This window comes from Amycolatopsis sp. NPDC104775 (assembly GCF_055583325.1).
The window spans coordinates 391,503-412,357 of record NZ_JBVJOE010000002.1 but is presented as its reverse complement, the minus strand read 5'-3'; the positions used below and the strand labels follow the sequence as shown (position 1 = coordinate 412,357).

Annotated in this window: 16 protein-coding genes; 6 read left to right on the top strand and 10 right to left on the bottom strand. The window is 68.5% G+C overall.

The genetic code is table 11. The features are described 5' to 3' along the window. Nucleotides 1-144: 144 nt before the first annotated feature. The gene (locus ACZ63D_RS10695) at nucleotides 145-918 is read right to left on the bottom strand and encodes an amidohydrolase family protein (protein WP_465354052.1); all 774 of its coding nucleotides are present in this window, start codon (nucleotides 916-918) and stop codon (nucleotides 145-147) included. Between the two features lie 96 nt (nucleotides 919-1,014). Here ACZ63D_RS10695 and ACZ63D_RS10690 point away from each other — a divergent pair, with 96 nt between their 5' ends. Continuing rightward, on the top strand, nucleotides 1,015-1,368 hold the full coding sequence (locus tag ACZ63D_RS10690; protein WP_465354051.1) for a MerR family transcriptional regulator: 354 nt from the start codon (nucleotides 1,015-1,017) through the stop codon (nucleotides 1,366-1,368). 104 nt (nucleotides 1,369-1,472) lie between these two features. Here the strand turns inward: ACZ63D_RS10690 and ACZ63D_RS10685 are convergent, their stop codons facing one another. From ACZ63D_RS10685 to ACZ63D_RS10670, 4 genes are all read right to left on the bottom strand, one after another. Beyond that, nucleotides 1,473-1,985 carry a GNAT family N-acetyltransferase gene (locus ACZ63D_RS10685; protein WP_465354050.1) on the bottom strand — a complete coding sequence of 171 codons (513 nt, stop codon included), beginning with the start codon at nucleotides 1,983-1,985 and terminating at the stop codon, nucleotides 1,473-1,475. Between the two features lie 53 nt (nucleotides 1,986-2,038). Further along, nucleotides 2,039-2,506: a DUF4262 domain-containing protein gene (locus ACZ63D_RS10680; RefSeq protein ID WP_465354049.1), complete on the bottom strand. Its 468-nt coding sequence runs from the start codon at nucleotides 2,504-2,506 to the stop codon at nucleotides 2,039-2,041. Nucleotides 2,507-2,577: 71 nt separating this feature from the next. Then, nucleotides 2,578-3,633, bottom strand: coding sequence for a tartrate dehydrogenase (locus tag ACZ63D_RS10675; protein ID WP_465354048.1), 1,056 nt, complete (start codon nucleotides 3,631-3,633; stop codon nucleotides 2,578-2,580). Then, a complete protein-coding gene (locus ACZ63D_RS10670; protein WP_465354047.1) occupies nucleotides 3,630-5,093 on the bottom strand; it encodes an NAD-dependent succinate-semialdehyde dehydrogenase in 1,464 nt (487 codons plus the stop codon). Before ACZ63D_RS10670 ends, ACZ63D_RS10675 begins: the two co-directional genes overlap by 4 nt. Nucleotides 5,094-5,186: 93 nt before the next feature. Here ACZ63D_RS10670 and ACZ63D_RS10665 point away from each other — a divergent pair, with 93 nt between their 5' ends. The 4 genes from ACZ63D_RS10665 (at nucleotide 5,187) to ACZ63D_RS10650 (ending at nucleotide 10,763) form a co-directional block, all read left to right on the top strand. After that, nucleotides 5,187-6,443, top strand: coding sequence for an aspartate aminotransferase family protein (locus tag ACZ63D_RS10665; RefSeq protein WP_465354046.1), 1,257 nt, complete (start codon nucleotides 5,187-5,189; stop codon nucleotides 6,441-6,443). Between the two features lie 3 nt (nucleotides 6,444-6,446). After that, the gene (locus ACZ63D_RS10660) at nucleotides 6,447-6,947 is read left to right on the top strand and encodes a DUF3830 family protein (RefSeq protein ID WP_009082826.1); all 501 of its coding nucleotides are present in this window, start codon (nucleotides 6,447-6,449) and stop codon (nucleotides 6,945-6,947) included. 862 nt (nucleotides 6,948-7,809) lie between these two features. Continuing rightward, the gene (locus ACZ63D_RS10655) at nucleotides 7,810-9,195 is read left to right on the top strand and encodes an FAD-binding oxidoreductase (protein WP_465354045.1); all 1,386 of its coding nucleotides are present in this window, start codon (nucleotides 7,810-7,812) and stop codon (nucleotides 9,193-9,195) included. A 5-nt stretch (nucleotides 9,196-9,200) separates the two neighbouring features. Then, nucleotides 9,201-10,763: an acetolactate synthase large subunit gene (locus ACZ63D_RS10650; protein ID WP_465354044.1), complete on the top strand. Its 1,563-nt coding sequence runs from the start codon at nucleotides 9,201-9,203 to the stop codon at nucleotides 10,761-10,763. 51 nt (nucleotides 10,764-10,814) lie between these two features. Here ACZ63D_RS10650 and ACZ63D_RS10645 read toward each other — a convergent pair whose 3' ends face one another. The 5 genes from ACZ63D_RS10645 to ACZ63D_RS10625 all read right to left on the bottom strand — a co-directional run bounded on the left by ACZ63D_RS10645 (nucleotide 10,815) and on the right by ACZ63D_RS10625 (nucleotide 19,471). Then, nucleotides 10,815-12,296, bottom strand: a complete 1,482-nt coding sequence (locus ACZ63D_RS10645; RefSeq protein ID WP_465354747.1) for an MFS transporter — start codon at nucleotides 12,294-12,296, stop codon at nucleotides 10,815-10,817. A gap of 52 nt (nucleotides 12,297-12,348) precedes the next feature. Continuing rightward, nucleotides 12,349-12,885, bottom strand: a complete 537-nt coding sequence (locus ACZ63D_RS10640; protein ID WP_465354043.1) for a DUF3761 domain-containing protein — start codon at nucleotides 12,883-12,885, stop codon at nucleotides 12,349-12,351. Nucleotides 12,886-13,009: 124 nt separating this feature from the next. Then, entirely contained in the window at nucleotides 13,010-15,823 is a 2,814-nt protein-coding gene (locus ACZ63D_RS10635; RefSeq protein WP_465354042.1) for a hypothetical protein, read from the bottom strand. Between the two features lie 256 nt (nucleotides 15,824-16,079). Then, on the bottom strand, nucleotides 16,080-18,251 hold the full coding sequence (locus ACZ63D_RS10630; protein WP_465354041.1) for a 3-hydroxyacyl-CoA dehydrogenase NAD-binding domain-containing protein: 2,172 nt from the start codon (nucleotides 18,249-18,251) through the stop codon (nucleotides 16,080-16,082). Between the two features lie 8 nt (nucleotides 18,252-18,259). Next, nucleotides 18,260-19,471: an acetyl-CoA C-acetyltransferase gene (locus ACZ63D_RS10625; protein ID WP_465354040.1), complete on the bottom strand. Its 1,212-nt coding sequence runs from the start codon at nucleotides 19,469-19,471 to the stop codon at nucleotides 18,260-18,262. 159 nt (nucleotides 19,472-19,630) lie between these two features. Between ACZ63D_RS10625 and ACZ63D_RS10620 the strand changes: the two genes are divergently transcribed. Continuing rightward, nucleotides 19,631-20,815, top strand: a complete 1,185-nt coding sequence (locus ACZ63D_RS10620; RefSeq protein WP_465354039.1) for a TetR/AcrR family transcriptional regulator — start codon at nucleotides 19,631-19,633, stop codon at nucleotides 20,813-20,815. The last annotated feature ends 40 nt before the right edge of the window (nucleotides 20,816-20,855 follow it).

The window sequence follows — 20,855 nt, the reverse complement described above, 5'->3', positions numbered from 1 at the left end:
TGCTGCGGGGCGAGACCGGCGGGTTCTCGGCCACCGCACCGCCGAGCAACGACACCAGCCGCCGGAGCGGAATCGCGAGTACTCTGCGGAGTACCGCGGACAGCCTTCCCGCGCAGTGGCCGGTTGTCATGCCAAGCATGCGTCTCATAACCCCAGCACCTCCGCGATCGTGCCGCCGAGGACGCGGGCTCGCAGTTCTCCTGGCGGGGTCAGGCGTTCGATCGTCGTGCGGGAGAGAACTGGGTCGCCGTACGGAGCGTCCGAGCCGAACATCGTGCGGTCCGGCAGTTCGGTGATCGCCAGCCGGACCGCGAAGACGATGCTGGCTGTCGACAGTTCCAGGTAGAGGTTCGGCTTGTCCCGGGCGAGGTCGATCGCGGTGAGCCAATAAGTGCCACCCAGTTGGCTGATAACCAGCGGCACGGTCGGGTAGCGGCGGGCCAGTTTGGCCAAAGTGGACAAATCTTCTTCGGTGGTCGGGGCGGAGCCGTGCACCACCACGGGGAGTCCATTGTGGTCAGTGGCCGCCCGCAGCACTGGTTCGATCCGAGCGGCGGCGCCCGGAGGCGGGGTCAGCTCGCCGATGCCGTGGAAATTTCGGGCGAGGTGGTCGATTTCCGGGCCGAGCTGATCCGCGGGCAGACCCAGGCGGACTGAACGGAAACCCAGGAAGCGGCCGGGGTGTGCGGCCAGCGCCGTGTCGAGTTCTTGCCAGGCGGACTCGTAACCGTCGGCGGAGCCGCCGTTGAGCGCGTTGTCCAGCACGCTCATTTCCCGGCGGAACGAAGCCAGATCGACGGCTCGTTCGGGATGCGGCCTGGTCGCGAACAGCACGGCACGGTCGGCTCCGGCCTCGTCCAGCAGCGCGAGGTGCTGCCGCACCGGGTCGTGGACGTGGCTGTGGGCATCGATGATCAACGGAAACTCCCGGTCAGGTCGGGCGCGCGGAATGCGGTCGCCGGGATCAGTGTTGAACGTTGACACCATGCCAAGGTCAAGCTCAGCGGAGGGGCGATGCGGATCGGGCAGCTGGCCGAGCGCACCGGGACCAGCGAACGGCTCCTGCGGTACTACGAACGCGTCGGACTGCTGACGGCGGACCGGCGGCCCAACGGCTACCGCGACTACGCCCCGGCGGCCGAGCAGACCGTGCGGCAGATTCGCGCGTTGCTCGCCGCGGGATTGCCGACCAGCCTGATCAAGCGGATGCTGCCCTGCGCCGAAGCGGACGGGTCGCTGCGTCCGTGTCCGGGCGTACTGGGGGCGCTGCGCACTCAGCTCACCGAACTCGACCGCCGGGCGGAGGACATCGCGCGAGCGCGGCGGACGCTTCGCGAGGCGATCGCGGTGACGGAACGCGCCACCTGAACGCATGCTCCGCGCTGCCCGATTCCCGCGCCGGTACCCGAAATCGGCACCTGGTCCGGGGTGAGGAGCTCCCCTCCACACCGGTCTGAAAGCTGGGCCCGCAGTCAGTTCGAAGGCATCCCAGGCGCGGCTTCCAGCGTGATCCAGTATCGCCGCACTGGTCCGTGCTCGGTCTGGTGAAGTTCCTCCAGTACGCCACCCGCGTGCTCGATTGTTTTGGCGGACGCGAGGTTCTCCGCTTCGCACACCACAAGCACGCGAGGCAAACCCAGCCGCCGGGCCTCGGGCAGCATTTGGCGCAGCGCCCAGGAAGCGAGTCCACGGCCACGCGCCGACGGACGGAGGCCGAAGCCGACGTGCCCGGCCCACCGAACGTACGAGGCCGGTCCGGTGCGCAGCGCGATTCCGCCGAGCACCTGTCCGTCCTCGACCAGCCAGCGGTGCACCGCCTCGGCCCGGGACAGCGCCGAAACCCAGGCGGCGAAGCCAGCCGAGGACTCGACCTCGTCCGCCGCGGACAGGCCGAAGCCGTCCTCGTGCAAGCCCGGACCCCATTCTCGATGCGCTTCCAGCCAGGCACGGTGCAGGCGGACGCTGGGGGCCAGAAGTTCGGGCATGGTCCGAGTCTACCGGCCGCAAGCACCGAAAACCGAGGCACAGCAGGGAAAACTCACGCATGCCGCACCCCCAGCACGGGCTGTCCGCCGCGGCCGGAGTTGTACTGCGGCGACCACGGGAACCAGCCAGCGGAGTCGGCGTAGACCAGTTGCCTGGCTTCGATTCCCGTGCCGTAACAGCACACCGCGATATGCAGATGCGCCGCGGGGGCGCTGAGCTGGACGACTTCCAGCCGCGGCAACCGGGGCAGCGACCACTGCTGTCCGGGCACCGGCGGGCCGGTGTGCAGCGACTCTTCGGCGGCGGCGTTGAGCAGCCGCGCCGCGTGGTGCGGCGGCAGGCCGGTGACGACCAGTTCGGGCAGGCCTCGCACGGTCAGGCCCGCGGTGTACGCCCAGGGCGGCCGGGATCCTGTTCCCAGCACGCCCTGGACGCACCAGCCCTGTTCCCTGATCTCGTCCAGGACCGCGATCAGGTATCGCTCCCGCGATCTTTCCGGTTCCTCGCACAGCTGGCACATCGGTGCCCTCCTCCCCTCGGGGACCCGTTGGCGGGTCAGGGAGGAGTCAACCGCGGGGCACCGACGAAAAATCAGCGGAGCGAAGCGGCCACCGCGGTGCCGAGCGCGGTTGTGGCAGAGGTTCCGCCGAGGTCGGGGGTGAGGGTTTCGCCGGCGGTCAGCACCTCGTCGACCGAGGTGCGAATCGCTTGTGCGGCAACGGTTTCACCGAGGTGATCCAGCAGCATCGCCCCGGCGAGGATCTGGGCGACCGGGTTCGCGATGCCCTGTCCGGCGATGTCCGGAGCACTCCCGTGGACCGCCTCGAACATCGACGGAAACTCACCTGATGGGTTGATGTTTCCCGACGGCGCCATGCCCAGTCCGCCGGTGATCGCGGCCGCGAGGTCGCTCAGGATGTCGCCGAACAGGTTCGACGCCACCACCACGTCGAGCCGGTCCGGGGCCTGCACCATCCGCGCGGCGAGGGCGTCCACATGGCACTGTTCCGCGCGGACGTCGGAGTACTGGGCCGCGACCTCGGCGAAAATCTCGTCCCAGTACGGCATCGAGTGGATCAGCCCGTTGGATTTCGTCGCCGACGTGACGTGCCGCGAACGCGTGCGCGCGAGCTCGAAGGCGTACCGGATGATCCGCTCCACCCCGACCCGCGTGAACACCGACTCCTGCAGCACGAACTCGTCCGGCCGCCCCGCGTTGTGCCGTCCGCCGATCTCCGAGTACTCGCCCTCGGAGTTCTCCCGGACGATCACCATTTCCAGCTCGTCGGCCTTCCGCCCGGCCAGCACCGAGGACGTCCCCGGCAGCAACCGGACCGGCCGCAGGTTGACGTACTGCTGGAACGCCCGCCGCAGCGGGATCAGCAGGCCCCACAAGGAAACGTGGTCGGCGACGCCGGGGAAGCCGACCGCGCCGAGCAGGATTCCGTCGAAACCCGACAGTTGCGCGACCCCGTCCTCCGGCATCATCGCGCCGGTCTTCGCGTACCGCTCGCAGCTCCAGTCGAATTCGGTCCATTCCAAGGAGAAGCCGTACTTCTCCGCGGCCGCGTCGAGGACCCGGCGCGCTTCGATCGTGACGTCTACCCCGATCCCGTCGCCCGGGATGCTCGCGATCCGGTGTGTCACAGGCTCACCGCGATGTACTTGGTCTCCAGGAACTCGTCGATGCCGACCGTGCCGCCCTCGCGCCCGAGACCGGACTGCTTGACGCCGCCGAACGGAGCCGCCGGGTTGGACACGATGCCCTGGTTGAGGCCGATCATCCCGGCCTCAAGGCGTTCCGACACCCGCAGCGCGCGCTTCAAGTCGCTGGTGAACAGGTAGGACACCAGGCCGAATTCGGTGTCGTTGGCCTTCTCGACCGCCTCGTCCTCGGTGTCGAACGGGGTGATCGGCGCGACCGGGCCGAAGATTTCCTCGCTGGCCAGCCGGGCGTCCATCGGCACATCGGTGAGCACGGTCGCCGGGTAGAAGTGTCCCGGGCCGTCGACCCGCGAGCCGCCGGTGAGCACTCGCGCGCCCTTGTCCGTGGCGTCCTTGACCAGTTCGGTCACCTTCTTCACGGCCGCCTCGTCGATGAGCGGACCGACCACGACGCCTTCCTCGGTGCCGCGGCCCATCGGCAGCGCCTGCATCCGCTCGGTGAGCCGGCGGGAGAACTCGTCGGCCACGCCGCGCTGCACGTAGAACCGGTTGGCCGCGGTGCACGCCTCGCCGATGTTGCGCATCTTGGCCTGCATCGCGCCCTCGACCGCGGCGTCCAGGTCCGCGTCGTCGAACACGACGAACGGCGCGTTGCCGCCCAGTTCCATCGACGTCCGCAGCACCTTCTCCGCGCACTGCTCCAGCAGCTTGCGCCCGACCCCGGTCGAACCGGTGAAGGACAGCTTGCGCGCACGGCCGTCGCGGATCAGCGGCTCCATCACCCCGCCCGCGTCCTTGGTGGTGACGACGTTCAGCACGCCTTCGGGCAGCCCCGCGTCGGCGAGGATCTGGGTGAGCGCGAGCATCGACAGCGGCGTCTGCGCGGCGGGCTTGATCACCATCGTGCAGCCCGCGGCGACGGCCGGGCCGATCTTGCGGGTGCCCATCGCCATCGGGAAGTTCCACGGCGTGATGAGCAGCGTCGGACCCACCGGCTGGCGCGTGATCAGGAACCGGCCGTTGCCGTTCGGAGCGACCGCGTAGCCGCCGTCAATCCGCACCGCTTCCTCGGCGAACCAGCGGAAGAACTCGGCGGCGTAAGTGATTTCGCCAGCGGCCTCGGCCAGCGGCTTGCCCATTTCCAGGGTCATCAGCAGCGCCAGTTCGTCGCGGCGCTCGATGAGCTTGTCGTACGCCCGGCGCAGGATCTCGCCGCGCTCGCGAGGGGCGACGGCGGCCCAGCCGGCCTGTGCCGCGCACGCCGCGTCGAGCGCCGCGAGACCGTCTTCCGGTCCGGCGTCCGCGACCTGGCACAGCACCTCGCCGGTGGAGGGGTCCTGCACGTCGAAGGTCTTCCCGCTGCGCGCGGAGACCCACTTGCCGCCGATGAAGAGTTCCTTGCCGACCGCGTCCACGACGCCGTTCTCGGTGATCCCGCTCATCCAGCTCGCTCCTGTTCCTGTTGTCCCGAACTCATGCTATGGATATTGTCAACAATCGACAACCGTCTCCACCCGCACCCAGGAGGGCGCCGCATGGCCCAGCTTTCCCCGCTGCTCAAGCAGGCAACGCCCGTCGTCGTCGACCACGGTGAAGGGGTTTACCTCTACGACGTGGACGGGAAACGTCACCTCGACTTCACCGCGGGCATCGGGGTGACCAGCACCGGCCACTGCCACCCGCGCGTGGTCGAAGCCGCGCGCGAGCAGATCGGCAAGCTCGTGCACGGCCAGTACACGACGGTGATGCACCAGCCGCTGCTCGAACTGACCCGCAAACTCGGCGAGGTGCTGCCGTCCGGGCTCGATTCGCTCTTCTACGCGAACTCCGGCAGCGAGGCCGTGGAGGCCGCGCTGCGGCTGGCCCGGCAGGCGACGAAACGGCCGAACGTCATCGTGTTCCAGGGCGGGTTCCACGGCCGCACGGTCGCCGCGGCGACCATGACCACCTCCGGCACGCGGTTCAGCGCGGGCATCTCGCCGCTGATGTCCGGCGTGCACGTCGCGCCGTTCCCGTACGCCTACCACTACGGCTGGGACGAGCAGACGGCGACGAAATTCGCCCTGCGCGAGCTGGACTATCTCTTCCAGACCGTCTCCGCGCCGAGCGAGACGGCCGCGTTCTTCATCGAGCCGGTGCTCGGCGAGGGCGGCTACGTCCCGGCCAACACCGAGTTCCTGGCCGGACTGCGCGAGCGTGCGGACCGGCACGGGATTCTGCTGGTGCTCGACGAGGTGCAGGCCGGGTTCGGCCGCACCGGCAAGTTCTGGGGCCACGATCACTTCGACGTCCACCCGGATGTCGTGCTGATCGCGAAGGGTCTCGCCAGCGGCTTCCCGCTGTCCGGCATCGCCGCTTCGGAAGAGCTGATGGCGAAGGCGTACCCAGGTTCGCAAGGCGGCACGTACGGCGGCAACGCGGTGTCGTGCGCGGCGGCCATCGCGACGCTCGACGTCATCAAGGACGAAGGCTTGGTCGAGAACGCCGCAGAGCGCGGCCGTCAACTCTTGGAGGGCGCGCGCGTCATCGCAGACAAGACACCTGCCATCGGCGACGTACGCGGTCTCGGGCTTCTCGTGGGCACAGAGTTCACTACTGCGGACGGGGAACCAGACACAGCGACCGCGCAAGCCGCGCAGCAAGCTGCCGCGAAGAGCGGGCTGCTGTTGCTTACCTGTGGTGCGTACTCGAACGTCGTGCGCATGGTGCCGCCGCTGGTCGTCAACGCGGAACAGGTCGATGACGCGCTGCGCATCTGGGGCGACGTCGTCACTTCGGTCACGGGGAGCTGAGGCATGGCGCGCTACATCACCATCAGCCTCGACAAGCGCGGCGTCACCTGTCGCGCCCGGCTGCTCGACGACGAAGCACCGCGCACCTGCAAGGCGGTGTGGGACGCACTGCCGCAGAGCGGTTCGGCCTACCACGCGAAGTACGCGCGCAACGAGGTCTACACGCTCGTGCCGCCCTTCGCGGAGCCCAAGCCGGGCCGCGAGAATCCGACCATCACGCCAATCCCCGGCGACGTCGTCTACTTCGGATTCGAGGCGTGGGAGATCGGCAATCCGGCGTACGGCTACGACGAGGGCAGCGAGGCGCACAGCGACCAGGGTGCCACGGATCTCGCGATTTTCTACGGCCGCAACAACCTCCTGATCAACGGCGACGCGGGCTGGGTGCCCGGCAACGTGTTCGCGACGATCGAGGAAGGCCTGTCGGAGATGGCCGCGGCCGCGCAGGACCTTTGGCTGCGCGGCGTGGAAGGAGAGACGCTGTCGTTCGCCCGCGCTGACTGACTGTCGCTTTCCGGGCCGGTTCCTCTACTACGGAGGGACCGGCCCTTTCGCTGCCCGATCGGGCCAGATTGTTCCTCCGGAGTGAAGCCGGGTTAACCCTCCGCGATCATGATCGCCGCCCGGAATCTCCTGCCGGACAAGGGATCCCGGCCCGATGATCACCCGGCGGTGTGAACCTCGGAAACTCACCAATCGTGGCTTCGCATTCACCGGTTCGAGGGGCGACACCGCCCGGTTGCCGCAGCGTGCCTCTGCTACCGAGGGTGATCGAAGCCAGAATTCGCTACGAACCGTGGCGAAGGGTCCACAGTGCACCCCCGGCAGCAAACACGAAAGCCTTACATGTTTAACATGGGAAGATTCCCCGGCCGCCAATCCCTTGCCAGCACAGGGAAAACCGCGTTTTGACACCGCGAGCGGGCCGGTGGAAATCTGCGATGGCTCCTCGCGAGAGCACCAAGGAAGAACAAATCCGAACAAGGAGCCCCTCAATGCAGATGTTCACCCAGCACGCGCACCACGGCCACGACCTGATCTCGGGTCTGCTCGCGCACCTGGCGCACGTGCTCGGCTGGCTCGTCTGACCGGCACCGAGGATTAACCCAGGGGCCGGCCTGTTGGCGCGGGCCGGTCCCTGCTTGGGCTCTCTCCCCTGGCCACGCCGCGGCGTGGCCTTTTTCGTGCCCGCATGCGCTAACGTGAAAACTATTCATGGCCAGTCTCGCGGCAGAACAGCTAGGCTGCGGCCACGAAGCACGCGCGCACGAGGGAGTGGCATGAGCGCAGCTCGCAAGCGAATCATGGACATTCATGCCGTCGTCTCCGGGGCGACCAGCGTGAAACTCCTCAAGGAGGCGACGGCATGAGCGAGATCGCAACACAGCTGGCAGGGGCCGTCGGAGCGGGGAACCTGCTGACCGGTGACGCGATTTCCGAGGACTACGCGCATGACGAAGCCCTCAGCACGACGGGCCAGAAACCGGCGTACGTCGCGAAACCAGCCACTGCCGAAGAGGTCTCCGCGCTGCTGAAGATCGCCGCTGCCGAGGGCATCCCGGTGACCGCGCGCGGGTCCGGCAGCGGACTGTCCGCCGCGGCACGTCCGGTCGAGGGCGGGCTGGTCGTCTCGTTCGAGCGGATGAATTCGGTGCTCGAGATCGACACCGGCAACCACGTCGCGGTCGTCCAGCCGGGCGTCACGCTGGCCGAACTCGACGCGAAAACCGCCGAACACGGCCTCACCTACCCGGTTTATCCCGGCGAGCTGAGCGCGAGCGTCGGCGGCACCGTCGGCACCAACGCCGGCGGGATGCGCGCGATCCGCTACGGCATCACCCGCGGCAACGTCTCGGGCCTGCAGGCGGTCCTCGCGACCGGCGAGATCATCCGCGTCGGCGGCCGGATGTCGAAGATCTCCAGCGGTTACGACCTCACCCAGCTGATCATCGGCTCCGAGGGCACGCTCGCACTCGTGACCGAGGTGATCGTGAAACTGCAGCCCCGGCTGCCGCACGGCGCGACGGTGCTGGCCCCGTTCGACGATTTCGAACAGGTCATGGCGGCGGTGCCGAAGATCGCCGCGAGCGGCCTCGCCCCGCAGATCCTCGAGTACATCGACAACATGACGATGGCCGCGATGGTCTACAACGACAAGCTCGAACTGGGCGTCCCGGCGGAAATCCGCGACCGGACCCAGGCGTATCTGGCCGTGGCGCTGGAAAACCGGGTGGCCGACCGGCTCGGCGAGGACGTCGAAGCACTCGGCGAACTTCTGGTCGAACTTGGCGCGGCCGACGCGTACGTGCTCGAAGGCGGAGCCGCGCGCAAGCTCATCGAAGCCCGCGAAAAAGCCTTCTGGAACGCCAAAGCCGCGGGCGCGGACGACGTGATCGACGTGGTGGTGCCGCGGACCGCGATGCCGTCCTTCCTGGCCAAAGCCCGTGAGCTGGCGATGGCGGCCGGCGGCGGCGCGATCGGCTGCGGGCACGCCGGCGACGGCAACGTCCACCTGGCGATCTTCTGCAAGGACCCGGACACGCGCTCGCAGCTGCTGACCGACATCTTCGGTTACGCCTACGAGCTGGGCGGCGCGATCTCCGGCGAGCACGGCCTCGGCCGCACCAAGACGAAGTACTACGCCAAGCTCGAAGACCCGGCGAAGCTCGATCTGCTGCGCCGGGTCAAGGAAAGCTTCGACCCGGCCGGGATCCTGAACCCCGGCGTTCTGTTCGCGCAAACCGGAAAGTGAGCACAGTGAGCACGCTCAACGGCGCCCAGTCCCTCATCCGCACGCTCGTCGACAGCGGGGTCGACGTGTGCTTTTCCAACCCCGGCACGTCGGAGATGCATTTCGTCGCCGCGCTCGATTCGGTACCGGAGATGCGCGGCGTGCTCGCGCTCTTCGAGGGCGTCGTGACCGGTGCCGCGGACGGGTACGCGCGGATCGCCGGCAAGCCCGCCGCGACGCTGCTGCACCTTGGCCCGGGGCTGGGGAACGGCCTGGCGAACCTGCACAACGCACGTCGCGCGCACACGCCGGTGGTCAACGTGATCGGTGACCACGCCACCTACCACAAGCAGTACGACGCCCCGCTGGAGTCGGACATCGACGCTATCGCGGGTTCGCTCGAAGGCTGGGTGCGCCGGTCCGGGCACACGAAGGACGTCGGCGCGGACGCAGCGGCGGCGGTCGCGGCGGCACAGGACGCACCCGGCCGGGTCGCGACGCTGATCCTTCCCGCCGACGCCTCGTGGGGCGAGGGCGGCGAAACGTGCGCGCCGATTCCGCCGCGCGTGCCGCAGGCGGTCGACGCGACGACCGTGCAGAAGATCGCGGACGTACTGCGCAGCGGCGAGCCGGCGGCGTTGCTGATCGGCGGATCCGCTTGCCACGAAGAAGGTTTGCGCGCGACCAGCCGGATCGCCGCCGCGACCGGTGTGAAGGCGTTCGCCGAAACCTTCCCGGCGCGGCTGGAGCGCGGGGCCGGGCTGCCGAACATCGAACGGCTGGGATACCTCGCCGAGCAGGCCAAATACCAGCTGGACGGAATCAAGCACCTGATCATCGCGGGCACGAAGGCCCCGGTGTCCTTCTTCGCCTACCCCGGCATGCCGAGCGAGCTGACCCCGGAAGGCGCGGACGTGCACGTCCTCGCGACCGTCGGCCAGGACGTCCCGGCCGCGCTGGAAGCGGTCGCCGCCTTGGTCGCCGCGGACACCGAGCCGGTCCTGCAGGAGGCCGGACGGCCGGAGCTGCCGAGCGGTCCCCTCACCGTGCAGAACTGGGTCGACGTGATCGGCGCGCTGCTGCCGGAGAACGCGATCATCGTGGACGAGGCGAACACCTCCGGTCTCCTGCTTCCCGCCGCGACGGCCGGCGCGCCGCGGCACGACGTGCTGACCTTGACCGGCGGCGCGATCGGTTACGGGATGCCGGTGGCCGTCGGCGCGGCGATCGCGGCTCCGAAACGGCCGGTGATCAACCTTGAATCCGATGGCAGCGCGATGTACACGATCTCCGCGCTGTGGACGCAAGCGCGCGAGAACCTCGACGTGACCACCGTGGTGCTCAACAACAACGCCTACGCGATCCTGCGGATGGAACTGCAGCGCGTCGGCGCGTCCGGGGACGGACCGCGCGCGAAGGACCTGCTGGACATCGGCCGTCCGGACCTCGATTTCGTGAAGATCGCCGAGGGCATGGGTGTTCCGGCGACCCGCGCGACGACCGCCGAAGAGCTGGCCGACCAGTTCCGGCGCGCGGTCGCCGAGCCGGGACCGCACCTGATCGACGCGACCGTTCCCCCGTTGCTCTGACGCTTGTGAGTGGTTATGCCGGTCAGAACCGGCATAACCACTCACAAGTCTCTAGACCCGGGCGAGTTCCGGGCTGGCAGCACGCACCCGCGGCACCACCGCGGTCAACGCCAGCCCGACCACCGCCGCGGCCGCGGCGACCGCGAACGTGGCGCGGAAACCCGCGAGCGAAGGCACGGTGAACGAGCCGACGGTGATCGTCAGATGGGCGAGCATCGTGGCCATCACGGCGCTGGACGTCGAGGTGCCGACGGAACGCATGAGCGAGTTGAGGCCGTTCGCCGACGCCGTTTCGGTGACCGGCACCGCGCTCATGATCAGCGCGGGCATCGCGGCGTAAGCGATTCCGACGCCCGCCCCGATGATCACCGAAGCGATGATCAGCTCGATCGCGTTGGCCATCAGGAAAATCGCGAAGACATAGCCGAGAGCGATCACGATCGCGCCGGTCATGAGCGTGACGCGCGCGCCGTACCGGTTGGTCAGCCGCGCGGACACCGGGGACAACGCCATCATCACCAGGCCGTTCGGCGCGAGGCACAGACCGGCTTCCACCATGCTGAGCCCGAGGCCGTATCCGGTCGCCGAAGGCGCCTGCAGCAATTGCGGGAACGACAATGCCATGGCGTACATCGCGAAGCCGATGAGAACCGACGCGAGGTTCGTGAACAACACTGGTCGTCGCGCCGAAACGCGGAGATCGACCAGCGGATCGCGGCGGCGCAGCTGGTACCAGCCCCAAGCCGCGAGAACGATCACCGCGGTCGCGGCGAACCCGAGCGTCGCCGGGTTCCCCCAGCCCCACTCGCTGCCCTTCACGATTGGCAGCAACAGACTGGTGAGGCCGACGATCAGCCCGAGCGTGCCGAGGAAATCGAACGGCGCGGGCGCGCGGACCGGCGATTCCGGGACGACCCGCAGGATCAGCAGCGCACAACCGAGCCCGAGCCCGGCCGAGCCCCAGAACAGAACGTGCCAGTCGGCGTGCTCGGCGACGATCGCCGCGACCGGCAGTCCGATCGCGCCGCCGACGCCGAGTGTCGCGCTCATCAGCGAAATCGCGCCGCTGACGCGTTCCGGCGGCAGTTCGTCGCGCATGATGCTGATACCGAGCGGAATGACGCCCATCGCACAGCCCTGCAATCCGCGGCCGACGATCATCAGCGCGAGCGAACTGGTCAGCGCTGAGACCACGGACCCGGCGATCAGCACGGCCAGGCTCGCGAGCAGCACGCGGCGCTTGCCGTAAAGATCGCCGAGCCGCCCGGCGACCGGGGTGCACACCGCCGCCGCGAGCAGCGTGACGGTGACGACCCAGGAAGCGTCCGTCGGCGTGGTGCTCAGCAGTCGCGGGAACGCCGGGATCAGCGGGATGACCAGCGTCTGCATGAACGAAGCGACGAGCCCGCACGAAGCGAGCACCACGATGATCGGCCCCGAACCCGCCCGCGCCACCACGTCCCCCGTCCCATATGCCGTACCGGATCCGCACGCTACCGGGCGGGGCGACGGAACGGGCGGTTCGTGATCGATCCGACTTGCCGGACTGGTCCGTTCGGCCCAATGCTTGCTTGGTCCGGCGGGGTCAGAGCCATTGCTTGACGCCGCCGTGGTGCGAGCAGGTGCCGGAACGGTGCTGGCTGTAGCTGTAGGTGCCGTCGTTGCAGAGGGCGGTCGCACCGGAGGGGTTCGAAGACGGGTTGTGGACGCAAGTTCCGGACGAGTTGCGGTAGTAATCCGGACCGCAGTCGACAGCCGCGGCCGTTGTCTGTTCGGGAGGAGCGGCCGAGTACGGGGCGGCCTGGTCTGGCACCTCGAACGTGGGCACCGCGAACGTAGGAACGGCGAAGGTGGGCACGTCGATTTTCGGCGCGGCCTGGGTCTTCGGTGCCGCCTTGGGTTTCGCCGCGGTGGTCGGCGGCGCGAACTGCTGTTGGGTGGTCGCCGGCGGAGTGACCGAGGTCGTCGGAATGTCCGAGTAAGTGTCTGGCTGACTGTAGGTGGTCAACGGTGCGTAATCGCTCGTGATGACCGGAGCCGGGTCCCCTGCCGGAGCCTTCGCCGCTCCGCATCCGGCGACCAGCACGCCCGCGACCAGTGCCATTCCCAGTTTTCGCCACATGCGGAACCTCCCTCGATCCAGGTAATCGGGAAGGTCGAAAAGCCGTGGAAAACTGTTACAGCGAGTGCGCAGCCCATTCAGCCGGTTACGGAGAGAGTACGAAAACCGAGTCGGCGAAGCTGGTTCAGCCGTCCGCCGGGCACCACGGGTCCGGAGCCCGGACCACGGCCTTGCCGCAGAAGCCCTGCAGTTCCGGGTCGACCTCGCCGCCCTGGACGCGCAGGACCGCGAGCGGTTTGTCCTGCGGGACGTGCCTGCCGATGTCGCCGCCGTAATCGATGGTTCCGCTGACTCCTTCGATGTATTTGTTGGTCTGATTGGCATCCGGCCGCGAAGTATGGATCGCAGTGATCTCGCGCCAGACCGAACCGGGGGTCACCGGGATCTTCGACGACGTTTCCCGCAGGTACGCGGTCGCGGTGATCATCACCAGCGCGGCGTCGTAGGACAACGCGGCGTGGCCGTCGAACGACCGGCCTTTTTCCGTGTGTTCAAAGGCGAACTTGGTGTTGAGCGTGGCGTAGAAGTCGCGCGCGAGTCCTTTCGCGGGCGTGGCCGGGGCGGTCGCGAGCGCGAGGTAGTAGTACGACAGGGCTCGATTGCGTTCTCGGGCAACGGAGTCCGCGACGTAACGGGACACATCGTCGTCACCGATGATCGTCGCGGTGCTACCGCATTGCGCGGCGCCGGCGAGGAATGCTCCGAAGTCGGGAACTCCCCGGCCGGCGAAGAACGCGAAGCCGTCGTAGGAGCAACTGTCCCGTCCGGCAGCACCCGCGTTGCCCACCACCCGGTCTCCGTACCGCAGATGCGCGGGCATCCCAGCTATTCCGCCATCCGAATCGAACGCGCGCGCTTCGACGGTGAAACCCTTCTCCTTAAACGCTTTCAGCGCATCGTCCCGGAGATTCGTACTGTAGAAATCGGCGTCGTCGTCGGAGTAGTAGACGCGCAGCGTACGGGGCCCGGGCCGCTGGGCGGCGAACGCCGCGGCCACGGCCGCCTCGCGGCGGTTTTGCGGCGCGACTTGGAAGTAGATCGGGTTCTGATCCGCGAGCTGGTCGGCGGTGAGGGTCGCGGCGACCACCGGGATGCCCGCGTCGCCGAGCGCGCGGATGGTGTCGGACGTCGGCTCGCTGCTCATGTCGAGTCCGACTACGCCGACGATGCTGGGATCCTGTTTCGCCATTTCCAGCAGCGTCTGCGCGACCTGCGAGCCTTGATGCATTCCCTTGCCGCCGTTGGCGATCAGGATGCGCACGATCGGTTCGGCCGCGGCGGTCGCGTCGAGCTGCCGCGACTGCGCGACCGCGAAACCTTCCAGCGATTCCCGTTCGGCGGTGAGCCCTTCGGCGGTGCCGTTCGACGACGTCAGCGCCTCCAGGTCGACCAGCGTGATGAAGGGCCGTTCCGGATACTGCTGGTGTAGTTCTTCGGCTCGCTGGTTCTGGTCCGCGATCACCGCTTCGACCTGCTGAATCGTCCCCTCCTTGTCCACCGGGGAGAACAGCGAGAAGGAACCGTCGGACACCCCGACGCACTGGTCGTCCACCCGGGTCAGCCATTCGCTCGAGGTGCCGCAATGACTGTCCAAGAAGGACTGATAGCGCACAACCACGAACCCGGCGAGCAGCGCGAGCACCACCGCGGGCACCCCGGCCCGGACCCAGCGCGTCGTCCACCACGCCGTCCGCCCGCGCCCGCCGGACAGGTCGTAGTGCTCGCCGAGCGCCAGCATTCGCTTGCGCACCTCGGTCTTTTCGGTCTCGGTCTGCGGGGTGTCGAGGCCGATCGGCAGGTACCAGGCGGTGGGGCGGCGGGCCCGGCGGTCCGCGTTGAGCCGGTTCTGCCAAACCCGGTACGCGCCGGCGGCGTCGGTGGCGTGGTACTTCGGCCGGTCCTCGCTCGGCGCGGCGTCCGGCGGCGGCGCCTGGCTCGCGCTCACCACCAGCAGCGGATCGAAGAGCCCGACCTGGTTGCGGACCTCGTTGATCAGCTCCAGCAGCCGGTACCCGCCGTTGGCCGGGCCGACCTCGTCGAGCAGCAGCACCGGATACGTCATCCGGCGCCGCCGCCAGAACTGCCACGGCCGCAGCCGGTATTCGCGCCGCAGGTCCTCCAGGAACGCGTTGACCAGCAGCCGCGCGACGTACTGCGGCGATTCCTTCTGCCATTCGCCGTCGGTCAGCCGCATCGCGAAGCGGACGAAGCTGCCGGACATCTCCGGTGCGAGATGCGGCTGGCGCAGGAACCACCGGTACCGCCCGGACAGTCCCGGCACGCGCCCGGTGACGGCCAGCCGGAAGGTGCCGATCGTCAGCCAGCGCAGCAGCAGCAAGGGAAACCGCCACGTCGGATGCTGCGGCACCAGCTCGCGGCTGACGCTGTCGATGGCCGAGCGGAAGCGGACCAGCAGGCCGTTCTCCTGCAGTTCGCGCAGCAGAACGCGCTCGGTGTCGGTTTCGCCCTCCTCGAACCGCTTCGCCATGAGCTGATCGACCAGCGTGAACAGCCGGAACCGCAACCGGCTTTCGCGCGTGCGAGAGCTGCGGACGAGAGTGTTGCGGATCCGCCACAGGATGTCGCGCACGACTTCGACGCTCGCCTCGGTCGCCTTGCCCGGAGCGTCGACGTCCGGCCGGTCGGCGAGCGAGAGGTAGACGGAACGGACCGTGCCCGCCGGTTTCGCGTTCTGCAACCGGGAGGCCAGCTCTTCGAGCACCCCCTCGCGCGCCTCGCCGACGAGACACACCATGGGCAGCCCGCGCCGCCCGGCGCGCTCCCGGTGATAACCGGGCCGCCATTCCCCGTTGTCCTGCAATTCCCGCGGCCGGTCGCCGATCTTGGGCCGTTGATAAAGCGCCCCGATGAGCTTGACGAGCCGATCCGCCCCAGCGAACGCGAGCTGCTCCCCCGCGACGGCCACCGTCTGGTCCATGCCGAATTATCCCATGCGCGCGACGGGAGGGGTCCCGGATTTATGCCGACATGGCCACGGATTCCCGGATCGGCACCGGCTATTCGGGCGACTCGCGTTCCGCCGTTCGCCTCAGTCGCACGTGCGCTGAGCGACCAGCAGAAAGGACTCATGATCATATTTCGAAATCTGCCGCCAGCGACTAGTCCAAATGCGAAAAACGGGGCCGCCCCGGGAAATTCCCGAGACGGCCCCGCCAGCAAAAGAATATTCCGCTTTACTCGTAGATCTCGCCCTTGGCGGCCTTCTCCACCAGCGACTGCGGCGGCTCGAAGTGGCTGCCGTAGCGTGCCGCCAGTGCGCGGGCGCGGTCGACGAAGCCCTGCAAGCCACCCTCGTACTGGTTGATGTACTGGATCACGCCGCCGGTCCAGGCCGGGAAGCCGATGCCGAAGATGGACCCGATGTTGGCGTCCGCGACCGAGGTCAGGACGCCCTCGTCGAAGCACTTCACCGTTTCCAATGCTTCGGCGAAGAGCATGCGCTCCTTGAGGTCCTCGAACGGCACGTCCGCCGAACCCGAGTTGAACGCCTCGCGCAGGCCCGGCCACAGGCCGGTGCGCTTGCCGTTCTCGTCGTACTCGTAGAAGCCCGCCCCGGTGGACCGGCCCTTGCGGTCGTACTTGTCGAGCATCGTGTCGATGACGGCCTCGGACGCGTGCGGCGTCCAGGTGCCGCCCTCGGCCTCGATCGCGGCGCGGGTTTCCGCGCGGATCTTGCGCGGCAGCGTCAGGGTCAGCTCGTCCATCAGCTGCAGCGGCGGCGCGGGGTAACCGGCCTGCGAACCCGCCTGCTCGATCGACGCCGGCTCGACGCCCTCGCCCAGCGCGGCCACGGCCTCGTTGATGAAGGTGCCGATGACCCGCGAGGTGAAGAAGCCGCGGCTGTCGTTGACGACGATCGGGGTCTTGCGGATCTGCAGCGTGTAGTCGAAGACCTTGGCCAGCGTGGCGGGCGACGTCTTCTCGCCGCAGATGATCTCGACCAGCGGCATCTTGTCCACCGGCGAGAAGAAGTGGATTCCGATGAAGTCCTCGGTCCGCTGCACGCCCTCGGCGAGGGTGGTGATCGGCAGGGTCGAGGTGTTGGAACCCAGCACCGCGTCCGCGTTGACGATGTTCTCGATCTCGCCGAACACCTTGTGCTTCAGCTCGACGCTCTCGAACACGGCCTCGATGACGAAGTCGACGCCCGCGAAGTCGGCCGGGTCGGCGGTCGGCTTGATCCGCGCCAGCAGCGCGTCCGACTTTTCTTGCGTGGTCTTGCCGCGCGAGAGCGCCTTCTCCTCGATCTTGACCGCGTAGCCCTTGCCCTTCTCGGCCGCCTCCTGCGAGACGTCCTTGAGGACCACGTCGATGCCCGCCTTGGCGGACACGTAGGCGATCGCGGCGCCCATCATCCCGGCTCCGAGCACGCCGACCTTCTTGGCAGTGAACTTCTCGAACCCGTCCGGACGCGAACCGCCGGAGTTGATCGTCTGCAGGTCGAAGAAGAACGCCTTGGTCATGTTCTTCGAAACCTGCCCGATGGCCAGGCTCACGAAGTAGCGCGTCTCGACCTGGATCGCGGTGTCGAAGTCGACCTGCGAACCCTCGATCGCGGCGGCGAGGATCGCGCGCGGCGCGGGCATCGGCGCGCCCTTGAGCTGCTTGCGCAGGTTCGCCGGGAACGCTGGCAGGTTCGCCGCGAAGCTCGGGTTCGACGGGGTGCCGCCCGGGATCTTGTAGCCCTTGACGTCCCACGGCTGCACGCCGCCCTCGGGGTTGGCCTTGATCCACGCCTTCGCGGCGGGCACCAGCTCGTCGACGGTGTCCACGACCTCGTGCACCAGGCCCACTTCGAGCGCCTTGCGCGGCTTCATCCGCTGGCCCTGCAGCAGCACGTTCAGCAGCGCGCTCTGGATGCCGAGCAGCCGCACGGTGCGGACCACGCCGCCACCGCCGGGAAGCAGGCCGAGGGTGACCTCGGGCAGGCCGATCTGGCTGCCCTTGACGTCGGCCGCGATCCGGTGGTGCGTCGCGAGCGCGAGTTCGAGGCCGCCGCCGAGCGCCGCGCCGTTGATGGCCGCGACGACCGGCTTGCCGAGCTGCTCGAGCCGGCGCATCTGGCCCTTCATCGCGGTGCTGGAGGCGGTGATCTCGGCCGCGTGCTCCGGCTTCGCCTGGATCAGGTCGCGCAGGTCGCCGCCGGCGAAGAAGGTCTTCTTCGCCGAGGTGAGCACGACACCGGTGATGTCGTCCTTCTCCGCTTCGAGCCGGTCCACGGTCGCGGCGAGCGACTCGCGGAACGCCTGGTTCATCGTGTTGGCCGACTGGTCCGGGTCGTCCAGGGTCAGCGTGACGATGCCGTCGGAATCCTTGTCCCAGCGGATGGTCTTGCTCTCGGTCATCTCGGTCCTCACACCCGCTCGATGATGGTCGCGACACCCATGCCGCCGCCGATGCACAAGGTCACCAGCGCCCGGCGCGCCTGGCGGCGTTCCAGCTCGTCGACCACGGTGCCGACCAGCATCGCGCCGGTGGCGCCGAGCGGGTGGCCCATGGCGATCGCGCCGCCGTTGACGTTGATCTTCTCGTCCGGAAGGTGCAGATCCTTCTGCCACTTGAGCACGACGGACGCGAACGCCTCGTTGAGCTCCCACAGGTCGATGTCGTCCGGGGTCAGGCCCGCGGTCTTGAGCACCTTCTCGGTGGCCGGCGTCGGGCCGGTCAGCATGATCGTGGGCTCGGAGCCGATCGAGGCGGTGGCGACGATGCGCGCCCGCGGCGTGAGGCCGAAGGTCTTGCCCGCCTGCTCGGACCCGACCAGGACGATGGCCGAGCCGTCGACGATGCCGGAGGAGTTGCCGCCGGTGTGCACGTGGTCGATCTTCTCGACCTGGTGGTACTTCTGGAGCACGACGGCGTCGAACCCGCCCATCTCGCCGATCGTGGTGAAGGCCGGCTTGAGCTTCGCCAGGCCCTCCACGGTGGTTCCGGGACGGCGGTGCTCGTCGTGGTCGAGGATCGTGACGCCGTTCATGTCCTTCACCGGCACCACGGATTTGGCGAAGTAGCCGCCGGACCAGGCCGCCTCGGCCTTCTCCTGCGAGCGGACCGCGAAGGCGTCGACGTCCTCGCGGGAGAAGCCCTCCATCGTCGCGATGAGGTCCGCGCCGATGCCCTGCGGGGCGATGTAGTGGTCGTAGGCCGTGGCCGGGTCCATGAACAGCGCGCCGCCGTCGGAACCCATCGGCACGCGCGACATGGACTCCACGCCGCCCGCGATGATCAGCTGGTCCCAGCCGGAGCGGACCTTCTGCGCCGCGACGTTCGTGGCCTCCAGGCCGGACGCGCAGAACCGGTTGAGCTGCACGCCCGCGACCGTCTGCGGCAGGCCCGCGACGAGCGCCGCGGTGCGCGCGATGTCCGCGCCCTGCTCGCCCACCGGGGACACGACGCCGAGCACGATGTCGTCGATCGCCTGCGGATCGAGGTTCGGGTGGCGGACCTTCAGCTCCTGGATGAGGCCGACCACCAGGTCGACCGGCTTGGTGCCGTGCAGGGCACCGCCCTTGTTCTTGCCCCGGGGCGTGCGCAACGCCTCGTAGATGTAGGCCTCGCTACTCACTGAACACTCCTCCGCGAAGCGGCATGGTTGGACACTGCGGTGTATCTCGCCGCCGACTATACCGGCCAGTAGGTGCTAATGGCCATTAACATAGCCCCGGTGAACCCCATGGTGTCAATGGGTTGCCGTGTGTTCAATACGCGCTATGGTCAGTTCACCATGAGTACGCATCCCGCCCGCGGCACGCGCCCTCGCGACCGCAAGGCCCAGCTCGCCGCCGTCGCGGCCGAACTGTTCCGCGCGCGGGGGTTCCACGGCGTCGGGATCAACGACATCGCCGCCGCGGCGGGCGTGACCGGCCCCGCGCTGTACCGGCATTTCGCCGACAAGCAGGCGATCCTCGCCTACGTCGTGCTCGCCGGGATCGACGACATGGAGTCGGCCACCGCGGCCGCGCTCGCCGATTCCGCGCCGCCGCCCGAGCAGCTGAACTCCCTGCTCACCGGCCTCGCGACGCAGGCGGTCGAGCGCCGGGAGATCGCCGCGCTGTGGCGCTGGGAAGGCCCGCATCTGCCGCGCGAGCAACGCCGCGAGATCCGCCGCCGGTCCGGCGCGGTGCTCGACGCGTGGACGAAAGCCCAGCTCACCCTGCGGCCAGAGCTGTCCGCGGACGAGGCTGAACTGCTGTGCTGGGCCGCGCTGTCAGTGTTCGGAAGCGTCGCGGTGCACCACACCTCGGTGGCGCGCAAACGCTTCGTGCCGCTGCTGGTCGAACTGGCCCAAGCGGTGCTCAATGTCTCACTGCCGGTTCCGGAAGAACCCGCACCGCCGGTCGCGAGCAGCCTCGGCACGCCGTCCCGCCGCGAACAGGTGCTGACCGCCGCGACCGGGTTGTTCGCCGAACGCGGCTTCCACACCGTGAGCATGGAGGACATCGGCGCGGCGGCGGGCATCGCCGGACCCAGCGTGTACCGGCACTTCCCCAGCAAGGCCGCGCTGATGGTCGCGATCGGACACCGCGCGGCCGACCGGCTCGCGCTCGCCGCCGAACAGGCATTGCAGGCCCCCGACGAACGATCCGCACTGAGACGGCTCGCCGCGTCGTACGTCCATGTTTTGCTGCGCACGCCGGAACTGCTGGTGTCCTTCACCGCAGACCGCGCGACGATGCCGCAGCGGGACAAAGCCGATCTGCGCCGCGTGCAGCGCGACTACGTCGACCAGTGGGTTTCCTTGCTGTGCAAGGTGTTTCCGGAGCTTCCGGCACGCGAGGCGAAGATCCGGGTGCACGCCGCGCTGACCATCGCGAACGATCTCAGCCGGACCGGGCGGATCAAGAGCAGGCCGCATCTGGAGACGGAACTGACGGCGGTAATGCACGCGGTCCTCGGCCTCGGCGGATGAGTTCCCGTGCCCACGAGGAATGGCCGCAGCTGATCGAGCA

Excerpts from the sequence above, each read along its gene's own strand:
- ACZ63D_RS10685 (WP_465354050.1), bottom strand. The coding sequence starts at position 1,985 with ATGCCCGAACTTCTGGCCCCCAGCGTCCGCCTGCACCGTGCCTGGCTG.
- ACZ63D_RS10630 (WP_465354041.1), bottom strand. The coding sequence starts at position 18,251 with ATGACCGAGAGCAAGACCATCCGCTGGGACAAGGATTCCGACGGCATC.
- ACZ63D_RS10655 (WP_465354045.1), top strand. The coding sequence starts at position 7,810 with ATGAGCGAGATCGCAACACAGCTGGCAGGGGCCGTCGGAGCGGGGAAC.
- ACZ63D_RS10660 (WP_009082826.1), top strand. The coding sequence starts at position 6,447 with ATGGCGCGCTACATCACCATCAGCCTCGACAAGCGCGGCGTCACCTGT.
- ACZ63D_RS10640 (WP_465354043.1), bottom strand. The coding sequence starts at position 12,885 with ATGTGGCGAAAACTGGGAATGGCACTGGTCGCGGGCGTGCTGGTCGCC.
- ACZ63D_RS10690 (WP_465354051.1), top strand. The coding sequence starts at position 1,015 with ATGCGGATCGGGCAGCTGGCCGAGCGCACCGGGACCAGCGAACGGCTC.
- ACZ63D_RS10680 (WP_465354049.1), bottom strand. The coding sequence starts at position 2,506 with ATGTGCCAGCTGTGCGAGGAACCGGAAAGATCGCGGGAGCGATACCTG.
- ACZ63D_RS10635 (WP_465354042.1), bottom strand. The coding sequence starts at position 15,823 with ATGGACCAGACGGTGGCCGTCGCGGGGGAGCAGCTCGCGTTCGCTGGG.
- ACZ63D_RS10670 (WP_465354047.1), bottom strand. The coding sequence starts at position 5,093 with ATGAGCGGGATCACCGAGAACGGCGTCGTGGACGCGGTCGGCAAGGAA.
- ACZ63D_RS10665 (WP_465354046.1), top strand. The coding sequence starts at position 5,187 with ATGGCCCAGCTTTCCCCGCTGCTCAAGCAGGCAACGCCCGTCGTCGTC.
- ACZ63D_RS10620 (WP_465354039.1), top strand. The coding sequence starts at position 19,631 with ATGAGTACGCATCCCGCCCGCGGCACGCGCCCTCGCGACCGCAAGGCC.